This window comes from Camelimonas sp. ID_303_24 (genome assembly GCF_053543495.1).
In genome coordinates this window covers 650645-662763 of record NZ_JBLLJM010000005.1, presented here as the reverse complement: position 1 = coordinate 662763, position 12119 = coordinate 650645, and the positions used below count along the sequence as shown (strand labels likewise).

The 12119-nt window shown below is 66.4% G+C and carries 16 protein-coding genes, 1 tRNA gene and 1 pseudogene; 12 read left to right on the top strand and 6 right to left on the bottom strand.

Annotated elements, in window-relative coordinates; all coding sequences use genetic code 11:
- From ACERNI_RS08510 to ACERNI_RS08460, 11 genes and pseudogenes are all read left to right on the top strand, one after another.
- A partial coding sequence (locus tag ACERNI_RS08510) for a hypothetical protein (protein ID WP_448832823.1) occupies positions 1-256 on the top strand: 256 nt, incomplete at its 5' end.
- Entirely contained in the window at positions 253-594 is a 342-nt protein-coding gene (locus ACERNI_RS08505) for a hypothetical protein (protein ID WP_448832822.1), read from the top strand. The genes ACERNI_RS08510 and ACERNI_RS08505, both read left to right, overlap by 4 nt.
- Positions 591-719 carry a hypothetical protein gene (locus tag ACERNI_RS08500; RefSeq protein WP_448832821.1) on the top strand — a complete coding sequence of 43 codons (129 nt, stop codon included), beginning with the start codon at positions 591-593 and terminating at the stop codon, positions 717-719. Before ACERNI_RS08505 ends, ACERNI_RS08500 begins: the two co-directional genes overlap by 4 nt.
- The gene (locus ACERNI_RS08495; protein WP_448832820.1) at positions 716-949 is read left to right on the top strand and encodes a hypothetical protein; all 234 of its coding nucleotides are present in this window, start codon (positions 716-718) and stop codon (positions 947-949) included. The genes ACERNI_RS08500 and ACERNI_RS08495 overlap by 4 nt, the downstream gene beginning before the upstream one ends.
- Entirely contained in the window at positions 946-1578 is a 633-nt protein-coding gene (locus ACERNI_RS08490; RefSeq protein ID WP_448832819.1) for a hypothetical protein, read from the top strand. The genes ACERNI_RS08495 and ACERNI_RS08490 overlap by 4 nt, the downstream gene beginning before the upstream one ends.
- Positions 1579-1631: 53 nt before the next feature.
- Complete coding sequence (locus ACERNI_RS08485) at positions 1632-1979, top strand: hypothetical protein (protein ID WP_448832818.1); 348 nt, start codon at positions 1632-1634, stop codon at positions 1977-1979.
- Positions 1980-2008: 29 nt separating this feature from the next.
- A complete protein-coding gene (locus tag ACERNI_RS08480) occupies positions 2009-2953 on the top strand; it encodes a DUF2303 family protein (RefSeq protein WP_448832817.1) in 945 nt (314 codons plus the stop codon).
- A 61-nt stretch (positions 2954-3014) separates the two neighbouring features.
- Positions 3015-4142: a DNA polymerase III subunit beta gene (dnaN, locus tag ACERNI_RS08475; RefSeq protein ID WP_448832816.1), complete on the top strand. Its 1128-nt coding sequence runs from the start codon at positions 3015-3017 to the stop codon at positions 4140-4142.
- A gap of 210 nt (positions 4143-4352) precedes the next feature.
- A pseudogene (locus tag ACERNI_RS08470) lies at positions 4353-4886 on the top strand (DNA cytosine methyltransferase); the annotation flags it as partial.
- A 46-nt stretch (positions 4887-4932) separates the two neighbouring features.
- A complete protein-coding gene (locus ACERNI_RS08465) occupies positions 4933-5451 on the top strand; it encodes a hypothetical protein (RefSeq protein ID WP_448832856.1) in 519 nt (172 codons plus the stop codon).
- A gap of 79 nt (positions 5452-5530) precedes the next feature.
- Complete coding sequence (locus ACERNI_RS08460) at positions 5531-5791, top strand: hypothetical protein (RefSeq protein WP_448832815.1); 261 nt, start codon at positions 5531-5533, stop codon at positions 5789-5791.
- On the opposite strand, the gene ACERNI_RS08455 is transcribed toward ACERNI_RS08460, so the two are convergent.
- Together ACERNI_RS08455 and ACERNI_RS08450 are read right to left on the bottom strand one after the other, a co-directional pair.
- On the bottom strand, positions 5713-7041 hold the full coding sequence (locus tag ACERNI_RS08455) for a tyrosine-type recombinase/integrase (protein ID WP_448832814.1): 1329 nt from the start codon (positions 7039-7041) through the stop codon (positions 5713-5715). The genes ACERNI_RS08460 and ACERNI_RS08455 overlap by 79 nt on opposite strands.
- A gap of 115 nt (positions 7042-7156) precedes the next feature.
- A tRNA-Leu gene (locus ACERNI_RS08450) sits at positions 7157-7243 on the bottom strand.
- 243 nt (positions 7244-7486) lie between these two features.
- Here ACERNI_RS08450 and ACERNI_RS08445 point away from each other — a divergent pair.
- Positions 7487-7954 (top strand): acyl-CoA thioesterase, encoded by a 468-nt coding sequence (locus ACERNI_RS08445; protein ID WP_448832813.1) that lies wholly within the window; start codon positions 7487-7489, stop codon positions 7952-7954.
- Positions 7955-8183: 229 nt separating this feature from the next.
- On the opposite strand, the gene ACERNI_RS08440 is transcribed toward ACERNI_RS08445, so the two are convergent.
- From ACERNI_RS08440 to ACERNI_RS08425, 4 genes are all read right to left on the bottom strand, one after another.
- Positions 8184-8621: a (deoxy)nucleoside triphosphate pyrophosphohydrolase gene (locus ACERNI_RS08440; protein WP_448832812.1), complete on the bottom strand. Its 438-nt coding sequence runs from the start codon at positions 8619-8621 to the stop codon at positions 8184-8186.
- 45 nt (positions 8622-8666) lie between these two features.
- Positions 8667-9425 (bottom strand): SIMPL domain-containing protein, encoded by a 759-nt coding sequence (locus tag ACERNI_RS08435; protein ID WP_448832811.1) that lies wholly within the window; start codon positions 9423-9425, stop codon positions 8667-8669.
- Positions 9422-10663 carry a bifunctional glutamate N-acetyltransferase/amino-acid acetyltransferase ArgJ gene (gene argJ, locus ACERNI_RS08430; RefSeq protein ID WP_448832810.1) on the bottom strand — a complete coding sequence of 414 codons (1242 nt, stop codon included), beginning with the start codon at positions 10661-10663 and terminating at the stop codon, positions 9422-9424. Before argJ ends, ACERNI_RS08435 begins: the two co-directional genes overlap by 4 nt.
- A gap of 222 nt (positions 10664-10885) precedes the next feature.
- On the bottom strand, positions 10886-11944 hold the full coding sequence (locus ACERNI_RS08425) for a peptidylprolyl isomerase (protein ID WP_448832809.1): 1059 nt from the start codon (positions 11942-11944) through the stop codon (positions 10886-10888).
- Between the last annotated feature and the right edge of the window lie 175 nt (positions 11945-12119).

Below are 12119 nucleotides of genomic sequence, written 5' to 3'. Positions count from 1 at the left end.
CTCGGGCTGCTCGGACTGCTATGCGGTCAAGCGGGTGGAGTCCCCGGTAATCGTGGGCCCCAAGCGGTCTGATGGCTGGCAATTCGTCATCGGCAAGGACGGGTCTGTCCACGCTGGCTGCCGGGTGTTCGCCAATTTCCCCGATGCCTACCAGCACTGGGCTGACACGCGCGGTGAGACGCCGTTGGGCGACGAGACCGTGCGAATCCTCAACTGGCTCGAGACAGAGCTGCCGCTGCGGAGGGCTGCGGGATGAGCAACGACAATAGCATGGCGCCCAACCCACCCGTCTCCACATCAAATGACGGAAAAATCAGGCAACATCAAAGACTTGGGTTTGGCGCCCAAGACATATCATTTGATGAGCTGATTGGCCATTTGCTGGCCCGCGAACTCCGGGCCTGCCAAGGCAATGCCAAAAGAGCAGCGTGCCTGCTGGAGACGCTGTCCCGTGCAAGTGGATCGTCGGTAGCGGTGCTGAGCAATGGCAACGCCCTGAAAGTCAGCAAGCTCTTGGACGCTTTAGATGCCGCGACCCGGGCGGCGGCGGCGGAGGCATCTGTCGAGCTAAGCGGTTGGATGCGGCCCTCATGATCATCGCCATCCTTGCCCTTCGCGCGACCGCATTTGTGGGACGCGCCGCCGCCGAGCTGGCCGCTCTCACCCTGTTTGTCGCCAGCATCGCCCTGTGGGGTGGAATCGCAGCGGGGGCGCTATGAGCACCCTCGCGCGCCTCGCCATCATTGGCCTCGCCACGCTCGTCTGTCTCGCCGTCCTCGTGATCGGCGGCGCCGGCGGCGCGGCCAGCCCGCATCAGCTGATCGCCGGCTTTGCCGCCGGCCTCGCGGTGCCCGCCGTCCTCATCATCGCCAACCTTGTCCAGCGCGCCGGCCGCCGCCGGCATGCGCCGGAATTTCGTGGCGACCAGATCTCCGGAGACTATCCATGACGTGGATCCAGACCAGCAAGGGCAGGGCGTTTGACCTGCTCAACCCCACGCCGGAGATGGTTGACCTCAAGGTGGACGTGGCCGAGGCGCTGGCGCGCATCCCGCGCTTTGGCGGCCACGTCATGAGCGGCCCCTACTCGGTGGCGCAACACAGCGTCATCGGCGCCGACGCCATTATGGCCAAGACGCGCGACAGGTCCCTGGCGGCGGCATTTTTGCTGCACGACGCCCATGAGGCCTACATCGGCGATCAGACCACGCCGGTGCAATGGGCGATGACGGCCCATCTGGATGACCTCAAGCCAGGCGCGGGCAGGCTGTATGCCATGGCGCTGCGGCATGCCAAGGCGCGCATCGACGCCGCCATCTACGCAGCCGCCGGCATTGCCTGGCCGCTCCCGGCGGCGACGCAGCAGATCATCAAACAGACCGATCTGATCATGCTGCGCACGGAGCGCGACATGTTGCTTGGCCCGTCGCCAACGCCCTGGGGGCCCGATGTCGAGGCCGCCCCGCGCCTGCGCCGAGGCCTCGGCGATGTCAAACCCAAGCCATGGCCAGACGCCGCCGCCGACTTTGTCGACAGGCTGCACCGCTACTGCCCGCTGCCCCGCGCCCGCGCGGCCTGATCGCAACCCATTTCCCGGCGTCGGGCAAATGACCTCGCCGGCAGGAGCACCCCATGAAACGCATCCGCGATGCCCAAACCATCATCGGCTCGCTTGAGGGCGGCGAGGTCGCAGCCGCGCTCGGGCAGGAGATTGTCGACACCCTGCAGGCGCTCAAGGAGCACGCTGGCGACCGCCCCAAGGCCAAAGCCAAGGGCAAGGTCTCGTTCGTCCTCAGCCTCGAGGTCGACGGCGACTCCGTGACCATCGGCACGGAGATCACTTCCAAGCGGCCCAAGCCGGTGCGCGGCAATTCATTCTTTTTCGTCTTGGACGACGGCAGCCTCAGCACCGAGCACCCGCGCCAGATCGACATGTTCGGCGGTCCACGCGACGCCGCGCGCGATCGCGAGTTTGCCTGACCAAAACCCTTTTCGCGTAAGGAAATCAGATGTCCAACACCAGTCTTTCCGGCGATGCGGTCAAAGAGGTCGCCGCCCTTGTGAAGTCCGGCCAGCTGACGGTCAGCACCGTAACGCCGCCCTCCAGCGGAATTGGACTGCCGACACAGGTGCCGGTCGGCATTATCTCTGGCGACAGGCCGGAGATCGTCAGCATCAAGCGTCTACTGGACGAGTGGCGGACGCACCCCGAGCGCAAGTCTGGTCAGGCCACGGTCACCACGCTGGAATCATTCATCGCGCTGGCCAATCGGCACAAAACGCCCAACTCCGTCATCTTCGCCGATAGCAACTGGCGAGCGCCCAGCCTCACGGCGGTCATCGACTACCATGAGACCAACGAGGACGCCGCCTCAGGCGCGCTTGGCTCTCCTGACAACGGCAAGCACCGCATCCACTATGCTTTCCCCCTGTCCGATGAGTGGCAGGTGTGGGTCAAGCAGGATGGCGAGGCGCTCGAGCAGGTGGATTTTGCCGCCTTTATCGAGGATCACATCGCCGAGCTGGCGACGCCGACGCCCGAGGAAATGGCGATCGCCAGGGACATGTTTGCGACCACAGCCGCCACCCCGGCGCGGCTGATCGAGCTGTCGCGCGGGCTGCAAGTCAACGTCGACGCCACGGTCAAGAGCCACAACGTCCTGCAATCTGGCGAGATCCAGATGCAGTTTAACGAGACCCACACGGACGGCAGCGGTCAGCCCATCAAGGTTCCGGGCCTGTTCATGCTGGCAGTCGCCCCGTTTTTCCGGGGCGAGCCGATGCGCATCCCGGTGCGGTTGCGCTACCGCGTCCGCTCCGGGCGCGTGGTCTGGTTTTTCCAGATGTTCAGGCCCGACAAATCGGTCACCGAGCACGTCATCGCCGGCCTCCAACGCGCCGCCGCCGAGACCGGCCTGCCCGCTTACGAGGGCGCGCCGGAAATGTCGGCCTGACGCCTGCCGATCCACAGGCCGGGCCTCGCGCCCGGTCATTCCCACGCCAGCGGGTTACGTCATGCACATCACCATAGAGCGCGCCAATCTCGTCAATCCGCTGGACATGCTCGGGCGGGTTGTCGAGCGGCGCAACACCATCCCGGTCCTGTCGAACCTGCTGTTGCGGGCAGCCGGCGGCAAGCTGTCGATCAGCGCCACCGATCTCGACATGTCTGCCACGGCAACCGTGGCTGCGGAGATCCACAAGCCCGGGGCCATCACGGTGCCGGCGCTCACCCTCAAAGAGATCGTCCGCAAGCTGCCGGATGGTAGCCAGGCGGATCTGCGCCTGTCCGACGACGGCAACCAGATGACCATCCGCGCCGGCCGCTCGCGCTTTGTCCTGCACGCGCTGCCAGAGGCGGACTGGCCGGATATGGCCGGGCCAGACGACGGCGCGGCATTTGAGGTGATGGGCGTCGAGATTGACAACATGCTGCAGGGCGTCGACTTCGCCATATCGACGGAGGAGACGCGCTATTATCTGAACGGCGTCTATCTGCACGCCGCGCCTGATGCCGCAGCAACAGCCTTGCGCGGCGTCGCCACGGATGGCCACCGCCTCGCCATGCGCGATGTGACGGCTGCCGCCACCGCTGCGGATATCCCAGGGGTGATCGTGCCCCGCAAAGCCGTGGCCGAGCTGCGCAAGCTGGCGGCGGATCGCCCGGCGTCCGTCATGCAGATGGTGGTGTCCGCCGCAAAAATGACCGTCACCTGCGGCGACATCAGCCTGACAACCAAGCTGATCGACGGCACCTATCCCGACTATCGCCGCGTCGTGCCGCAGCACAATCCGCATAAGGCAACGCTGTTTCGCGCGGCGCTGCAACAGGCGGTGGGGCGCGTGGCCACGGTGGCCGAGGGCAAGTCCCGCGCCATCAAATTTGCCTTTTGCGACGCGGGCCTGACTCTATCTGTCACCAGCCAGGACACCGGCCAGGCGGAGGAGGCGGTTGATTGCGACTACAGCGGCGACCCCGTCGATATTGGGTTTAACGCCACGTATGTGCTGGGCCTGCTGGATGTGGTCGACGCTGACCGGATCGAGATCAGCCTCGCGGACGGCGGATCGCCCGCCCTGTGGCGCGGCCTGAGCACCGAGGCAGAGGGCCATACCCTCGTGCTGATGCCGATGAGGGTGTGAGCATGATGTGCGAGGCCTGCGGCGGCATGATGCGAGCCAAAGACAGCCGCCAGCGCATGTGGCGTGGACGGGAAATCACTTACCGCAGGCGCGCCTGCGACGACTGCGGGCGCCGCGAAACAACATACGAAATCCCGGAGCAGACCCTTGCCGACGCCATCACAAACCTGGGCGGCGAATGGCGGCGTCCGACGTCGACGGGGGAAGGCCATGACCAGCCATGAACATTGTCTGACCGTGCTCGACCTATTCTCGGCCGCTGCCGGCGGATGGTCGCTGGGCATGCACCGCGCCGGTTTTCGGACGATCGACGCCTGCGAGGTAATCCCGTGGCGGCGCGCCCTGTACGCGCAAAACAACCCCGGCGTGAGGATCTATGATGACGTCCGCACTCTTACCGCAGCTCGACTTGTTCGGGATGGAGTCGGATTGCCATGGGCCATCGTCGGGTCGCCGCCCTGCCAGGACATCAGCCCGGCCAACACCAAAGGCAAAGGCGTCGACGGCGAGCGCAGCGGCCTCTACTTCGAGGCGATCCGTATCGTCGGAGAATGCCGCCCTCGTTGGGTCGCTCTTGAAAACAGCGCTAATTTGCGAACTCGCGGCGCAGACAGGGTTATCGCTGCGCTGGAAGAACTCGGCTACGCCTGCTGGCCATTCGTGGTACGTGCTGGTCATGGACGCGGAGGCGCGGGAGTCGGCGCCAACCACGAGCGGCCGCGGTCATGGCTCATCGCCTTTAATGGCGACGCCCCGGAAGACCGATGCGGACCGTGGCGGGCGCGGGGACGTGCTGAGCCAGCTTCGGGGGTATCCCAGCCGGCATGCAGGGATGATGCCGACGCCGGTGAAGCCGAACGGCGGGCGCGTCATATCGATGGAGGCGTTGCACACGGGCATCAGGGCGAATGGAAAGAAGGCGCAGATCGACACGCCCAACCTGTTGAGGCGCGCGTTCGAGATGCTGCCGACGCCGACCAAACGCGACAGTCGCATGGACAAGTGGAGCCCGGCATACGAGCGCCGAAACTCCCCGAGCATGGATGCGCTGCTAGATGGTGCGATGCGCTGCCATACGCCGACGAAAACAGCGAACATGCTGGCGCCGAGCATGCAGAAATGGGCGAGCGCGAGGGCGCTTGCGGCGATGCTGGCGAGCCATGGCCTGAGTGGAACGGCAGCCTTGCCAGTCACTTACGGCTGGATGATGGGCTATCCGCCTGGCTGGCTCGCGCGCGCGTTGTGGTCAGCAGTGCAGCAGGGACATCTGCAGCTCGCCTCGTCATCGAAGCGTATGGAGACGCTGTAGTCCCTCAGATCCAGGAAGCCATCGGCCGAGCTATCTTGCGTGTCGAGACCGCGCTCGCCGCTGTTAGTGAGGCGGCGTGATGCAGACACCCGCGACCCCACTCTCAAAAGTGCAGCGCATCGAGCGCGCCCTCGTGCTCGCGGCCTACATCGTTACCCGGCACGGCGAAAAATATGCGGGCTATATCGACCGGCTTGAGGCAGAGCTGGCCGAGGCCCGCAAGGTCGATCCCATGGCGCGAGCACAGGAGATCCTGTCTCGCTACACCCGGTCTGGCGGCGTCAATGCGATCCGCGCCAGCCAGTCCCGCTTGCCTTCGAGCGTCAGGCCGTCGCCATAGCGCGGCCTGGCCCGCTCGTGGCCCATAAAGTCAGCGATGACATTTTCCGGCGCTGCCGCGGCCATCAGCCTATCCTCAAATGCGTGGCGCAGGGAGTAGAGACTCGTCCCGTCCGGCCGCAGCTCGAGCGCATCAAGCGTCTTGTTGACGGCGGCGGAGAGCGAGTTGCCCTTGTCCCAGTAGCGCGGGAATCCATCCGGCTGCGCGCGCATCGCCATCAGTGAGACGCCGACCAGCGGGATCTTGCGCGCCGAGGACATTGTCTTGATCTCGCGACCATCCGGCTTGATCTCGATATAGGGCACGTCGCCGGCGAGATGGATGTGCTCCGCCTTGAGCCCGCAGGCCTCTGACGGTCGCAGGCCTGTCTCCACCATGAGATAGAGGATGCGCCTGGCTTGCTCATTGAGGGTGTCGAGCGCTCCGGCGGCCAGCAAACTGGCCTGGATAAAGGCCGGCGTGTACGCGGGCCGCTTGTTGTGCCGCGCCGTCGCCACCCGCATCTTGGCAAACACGTCCGGCAGCCCCAGCCGCCGGTCATCCACCGTCGCCCGGAACATGGATGCGACCCGTCCAATCGCCTTGTTTGCCGTGTCGGCGCTGATCTCGCCGCTGGCGACGCGCTTGCGCAGGGCGTCCCGATACGTGGCGATGTGATCCGCCGTCAGGTCGGCCAGCAGGCGATCCCCGCCGGTGGCGCCGACAAAATTATCAAGCGCCGTCTGCCGGGTTATCTCCCAGCGGTCCATCTGGGCGGTCGATTTGCCTGCGAGGTCAACGGCCATGATCCGCTTGTAGTCGGTCAACAAATCACTGAGCCGCAACTCCGGGGCCTCAGCGCCGCCCAGCACCGCAGTGACCTTGCGATCGTCGTCTGCACGCCGCCCGGCCGCCAGATACTCAAATCGCTTGAGCATGTCATCGAGGTCGAGCGCCGCCGGCGCGGCGGAGGCGGGGGCATAGGCAAACCCAAATCGTCTGGCGTCGGCCACGGCGCGGTCAAACTTGTCCCGCGCATCGCTGACCTTGCCGACTGACAGGTCGCGCCAGTACGTGGTCAGAGCCTCGTCAAGCCGCTGCACTTCACGCGCGGCAGCGATGCCGCGCGGATCGTCGGTCACGCTGATGCCGGTGCTGATCTGGATAAGGCTGCGATTGTCGAGATGCGCAAATTCCGCCGGCACGCGGCGGATCAGATACCAATAGCCCTTGCGCTTGTTGGGGCGCGCTGCGAGCGGCCGCGGCGGCATGGCATCTCCGGACATTGTAAGGCCAAATGTAAGGCCGCAAGCATTACAATGCCGGAGATGTTCGGTCAAATCAAAGGAAATGCGCTTATATTTCAATCACTTAGCGCGAAAGTGGTGGTGCCCAGGAAAGGACTCGAACCTTCACGAACTTGCGTCCACTGGCACCTGAAGCCAGCGCGTCTACCAATTCCGCCACCTGGGCCCGACTTCCGGGAGCGTCTGGCGCTCTCGTCGTCCGGTGAGCGTTCGTTTAGGCCCCGCCCGGGCGGGTGTCAATGGGCAAATATCGCTTCCGGTGGAATGGCGCAGCTATCCACAGGCGGGCGGCATTTTTCGGTCCGTCCTGTGCATTTCTCCCGGTTGTGCCACGATGCCGGACGGGCCGGCGGTGGTTATCGGCTGTTGTTGGCTTCCGTCGTTCGACACTGCTCCGGAAAGGGCTTCCATGGCTGAACAGCCTGCCGCCAGACGGCCGGCGCGACCGCAGCGCGCCGCCTTCCCGCACTTCACGCCGATCCAGACCCGCTGGCTCGACAATGACGTCTACGGCCACGTCAACAATTCCGTCTACGGGCACTATGTCGACACCGCCATCAATGACTGGCTGATCGGCAATGGCATTGTCGACCTGCACGGCGCCGTGGGGCTGATCGGTCTGGTGGTGGAAACGCGCTGTGTGTTTTTCGACAGCGTGGCGTTTCCGGACCGGCTGGAGGCGGGGCTGCGCATCGCCGCGCTGGGCAACTCGTCCGTGACTTTCGAAGTCGGGATCTTTCGCCATGGCGAGGCCCAGGCTTCGGCGCTCGGCGTCTGCGTGCATGTCTATGTCGACCGGGCGACGCGGCGGCCGACGCCATTGCCGGAGGCGGAGCGCGCCAGGTTCGCGACGCTGCTGGCGGCGCCGGAGGGCTGAGGGACCGCGCGTACTGGCGCTTTCTCGGGCGCTTGCATCAAGCGCCTTCACCGGATGCGTTTTGCCGGACCAGCCTTCGCCGGAAACACTGCTTCGCGAAGTGGCGCTGGCGGCGCAAAAGGGGCGCTGGCGGCGCAAATCGGCGGCGCAAAAAAGAAGCGCGCCAGTTCCAGTGCCGGCGCGCTTCAAACGTTTGTCAGTCATCCGCCTTCTGGTGCGGGTCGCAGCCTCAGGCCTGGAGTGCGATGAGGTGCGGGATCAGCGGTTCGTCCGCTGGCGGCATCGGATAGTCGCGCAACCGGGCGGGGGCGACCCATTTCAGCTCCTGCCCCTCGCGTGAGGAAGCGAAGCCGTCCCAGCGGCGGCAGACGTACAGGGGCATCAGCAGATGGAAGTCGTCATAGGCGTGGCTGGCGAAGGTCAGCGGCGCCAGGCACGCTTCTTTCACTGTGATGCCCAACTCCTCGTGCAACTCCCGGATTAGCGCCGCCTCTGGCCGCTCCCCCGGCTCCAGCTTGCCGCCGGGGAATTCCCATAATCCCGCGAGAGCCTTGCCTTCCGGGCGCCTGGCGATCAGCACGCGACCGTCGGCGTCCAGCAGGGCGCAGGCGACGACGAGCACCATCCGCAGCGGGTTTGGGGCGGCGTCCGGCGCGGCGTCGTTCATGGGGCGGTCCAGTTCATTCAGGGGCCAGTTATCCGGTGGTCCGGGTTACTCAATGGTCCAGGTGGTCTGCACCGAGGAGGTGATGGTCATCTCGCCCGCTTCCACCGGAACGTCCGCTGGCGCGGCCTCGGCGCGCATCATCTTCATGCCGCCATAGGGGCGCGGCATGGGCGCCTGGCCGGCGCTGATCGCCTGCAACTGGCCCAGCTTGCTGCCGGCGGCCTCCACCAGCCGTTGCGCCGTGTCGCGGGCGTTGCGCACTGCCTCGGTCTGCAGTTCTTCGGCCACCTTTTTGCGGCCGGAGTAATCGAAGGTCAGGCTGTTGATGGTGTTGGCGCCTTCGCCCGCCGCCGCCGTCAGCAACGGTCCGAGCTTGCCCAGATCGCGCACGCGCACGCTGACGCTGTTGGTCGCGGTGAAGCCATCCGGCTCCTGCGCATATCCCGAGGCGTCGCGGCGGTTGCGGAAGTTCTGCGAGATCGACACCGTATTGGTCTGCACGTCGCGGTTCTCGACGCCAGCCTGGCGCACGGCGGCGATGATCTTCGCCGCCGCCTGGGAGTTGCCGTTGAGCGCCTCCGCCGCTTTGGGCGCGCGGGTGGTGACGCCGATGACGATCGTCGCCATGTCCGGCGTCACGTCGCGCGTTGCGGTTCCGCTGACGCTGACAATGCGCGGCGGCTTGCGCGGGCTGTCGCTTTCGGCGCTGGCAGGCGCGGCCATGGCCAGCGTCAGGGAGGCGGCGGCGAAGGGCGCGGCGAGAATCAGGCGAGAGACCGCGGAGCGGCGGACGCTGGAGGTCATGAGCGATAATCTCCGTTAATTGCGACGTACTCTTTGGTGAGGTCGCAGGTCCAGACGGTGGCCGAGGCCCGGCCAAGGCCGATATCGACCGTGATCGCTATTTCATCCCCGCGCATGTAGGCGGAAGTTTGCTCTTCGTTATAGGCCGGGTCGCGGGCGCCCTGATGGGCGACGCGAATATCGCCGAACGAGATCGACAGCCGGTCGCGGTCTGCCGGCTCGCCGGCCTTGCCCACGGCCATCACCACCCGGCCCCAATTGGCGTCCTCGCCGGCGACAGCGGTCTTCACCAGCGGCGAATTGGCGATCGACATGGCGATGCGGTGAGCGGAGCGCTCGCTTTTCGCGCCCTGGACGTTGACGGTGATGAGCTTGCGGGCGCCTTCGCCATCGCGCGCCACCTGCTGGGCGAGGTCGCGCAGCAGCGTCGTCAGCGCCTTGCGGAACGGCGCCAGCCGCCGGTCGCCGGAGGCGGTGATCTGCGGGGCCCCCCGGCCAGCCGCCGCGCCGGTGGCGAACAGCAGCAGGGTGTCGGAGGTGGATGTGTCGCCGTCGATGGTGACGCAGTTGAAGGTGCGGTCCGTCGCCTTGCGCAGCAACGCCTGCAGCACCGGCGCGGCGATCGGCGCGTCCGTCACGACGAACGACAGCATGGTGGCCATGTCCGGGGCGATCATGCCGGCGCCCTTGGCCATGCCGTTGATGGTGACCTTGACGCCGCCAAGCGTGGTGGTGACCGTCGCCACCTTGGGGAAGGTGTCGGTGGTCATGATGGCCTTCGCCGCCTCACGCCACTGGCCAGGCGCGGCGCGGACGGCGCAATCGTCCAGCACGCCCTCGAATTTCTCCGCGTCCAGCGGCTCGCCGATGACGCCAGTGGAGGCCAGAAACACCTGGGAGGCGCGGCAGCCGGCGGCCTTCGCCGCCAGTTTCGCGGTGAGTTCGACGGCCTTGCGACCCTTCATGCCGGTGAAGGCGTTGGCGTTGCCGGAATTGACCACCAGCACGCGGGCCTCGCCGCCAGGCAGCCGGTCGCGGCACCAGTCCACGGCGGCGGAAGGGCACTTCGATCGGGTCAGCACGCCGGCGACGGCCGCGGGCGCATCAAACAGCGCCAGCATCACGTCGGTTCGCCCCTTGTAGCGAATTCCGGCCTCGGCGGTGGCGAATCGCACGCCGTCAATCGGCGGCAACTCGGGGCTGGACTTCGGCGCGAGAGGAGAAATGGCAGACGACATCGGTCGCTCCTGAGGGTTGCGAACAGCGCCCCGGAGGCGGGGACGCCGGTGAATCTGAAACATTGCCGCCGGGCGGGCGCCTGCCGGCGATGCCAGCCGCCCCCGCAGGGCTGATCTGCCCCTGGCGCATTTCCTGGAAAAGTGGACCCCACCTTTCGTGAGGGAAATGCGTAAAATCAAACCGCCATGGCGCCTGCGGCGCGTTTGGTTCCGCCGTGAGCTTTAGCGTTGGGCGCCGCTGTTCGCCGGCTGCTTTGGCGCGGGTCTGGCGTCATCCTTGCCGGCGGCGGGGGGCGCGAAGCGCTCGATTTTCGCCTTCGATCGCAGATTGAGCACCAGATCCTGCTGGGCCTTGCGGGCGAGGTAGGCCTCGACCTCAGGCTTCACCTCGTCAAACGACGGGGCGGGGCGGGTGCGCCGCTCCTCCAGCTGGATAACATGCCAGCCAAACTGGGTTTTGACAGGCGCCGAGATTTCACCTGGCTTCAGCCGGAACGCCGCCTCGGAAAATTCCGGGGCCATGCGGTCGCGGGTGAACCAGCCAAGCTCGCCGCCGCTTTTCGCCGCGCCGGGATCGGTGGACAGCTCCGCGGCGACCTTCGAGAAGTCCTCGCCGGTTTTCAGGCGGGCGATGGCGGCTTTGGCGCTGGCCTCGCTGTCGACCAGGATGTGGCGGGCGCGGACTTCTTCTTCCGGTTTCAGGTCGCGCAGGGTCTGCTGATAGGTCTTCTGCGCGGCTTCCGGCGTCACCGCCCTGCGCGCCTGGTGGGCCAGCAACTCGTCCAGCAGCAGCTTGTTACGATTGTAAGCGGCCTTGCGCTCGAATTCCGGCGTGGTGTCCAGCTTCTCGGCGACAGCGGCGCGGCTGCCGAGCTGAAGGTCGATCAGATAGCTCAGAACATAGTCCTGGCGATTGTCCTCGGAGACGCGCGGCAGCCGGTCAGCCAGGTCCTCCATGGCCAGGCGCACATCGCGCTGGGTGATGGGCGCCCCGTCAACGCGGGCCAGCACGGTGTCATCGGGCACGGGCGCTGCGACGCCCCCCGGGGCGGCTGCCGCCGAAGCAGCTGCGCCAGGGACAGGCTGGACCGCCGGCGCGGCGTTGCGCGGGGTTGTGTTGCGGATGACGCCGGAGAGATCGTTGCGCGCGGGGTCTTTGGCCAGCAGCGGCGGCGCCAGCAATGATCCTCCAAGCACGGAGGCGACAACGAGCGTCGCCAGCGTGGCGCGGGCGTGGCGGCGGAAGCGGACTTTCATCAACGGCTGGTCCTGCATCTGCATCAATGGCGTGTCCTGCCTGGCCTGTCGCGTCCGCACGGCGGCGGGCCCGTTCCGTGCAAGCTGCGCAACATGACGGGGCCTGTTGCAAGAGCCGGCGGCGCGGGCTGCCGGCATGAGTGTCTGATCGCGTCAGATATTGCAAGCGATGGCGGGCCCATGGCCCCGTGGGGCGTTT

Coding starts and splice junctions, on each gene's coding strand:
- ACERNI_RS08505 (WP_448832822.1), top strand. CDS start 253: ATGAGCAACGACAATAGCATGGCGCCCAACCCACCCGTCTCCACATCA.
- ACERNI_RS08500 (WP_448832821.1), top strand. CDS start 591: ATGATCATCGCCATCCTTGCCCTTCGCGCGACCGCATTTGTGGGACGC.
- ACERNI_RS08495 (WP_448832820.1), top strand. CDS start 716: ATGAGCACCCTCGCGCGCCTCGCCATCATTGGCCTCGCCACGCTCGTC.
- ACERNI_RS08490 (WP_448832819.1), top strand. CDS start 946: ATGACGTGGATCCAGACCAGCAAGGGCAGGGCGTTTGACCTGCTCAAC.
- ACERNI_RS08485 (WP_448832818.1), top strand. CDS start 1,632: ATGAAACGCATCCGCGATGCCCAAACCATCATCGGCTCGCTTGAGGGC.
- ACERNI_RS08480 (WP_448832817.1), top strand. CDS start 2,009: ATGTCCAACACCAGTCTTTCCGGCGATGCGGTCAAAGAGGTCGCCGCC.
- dnaN (WP_448832816.1), top strand. CDS start 3,015: ATGCACATCACCATAGAGCGCGCCAATCTCGTCAATCCGCTGGACATG.
- ACERNI_RS08460 (WP_448832815.1), top strand. CDS start 5,531: ATGCAGACACCCGCGACCCCACTCTCAAAAGTGCAGCGCATCGAGCGC.
- ACERNI_RS08455 (WP_448832814.1), bottom strand. CDS start 7,041: ATGCCGCCGCGGCCGCTCGCAGCGCGCCCCAACAAGCGCAAGGGCTAT.
- ACERNI_RS08445 (WP_448832813.1), top strand. CDS start 7,487: ATGGCTGAACAGCCTGCCGCCAGACGGCCGGCGCGACCGCAGCGCGCC.
- ACERNI_RS08440 (WP_448832812.1), bottom strand. CDS start 8,621: ATGAACGACGCCGCGCCGGACGCCGCCCCAAACCCGCTGCGGATGGTG.
- ACERNI_RS08435 (WP_448832811.1), bottom strand. CDS start 9,425: ATGACCTCCAGCGTCCGCCGCTCCGCGGTCTCTCGCCTGATTCTCGCC.
- argJ (WP_448832810.1), bottom strand. CDS start 10,663: ATGTCGTCTGCCATTTCTCCTCTCGCGCCGAAGTCCAGCCCCGAGTTG.
- ACERNI_RS08425 (WP_448832809.1), bottom strand. CDS start 11,944: ATGCAGATGCAGGACCAGCCGTTGATGAAAGTCCGCTTCCGCCGCCAC.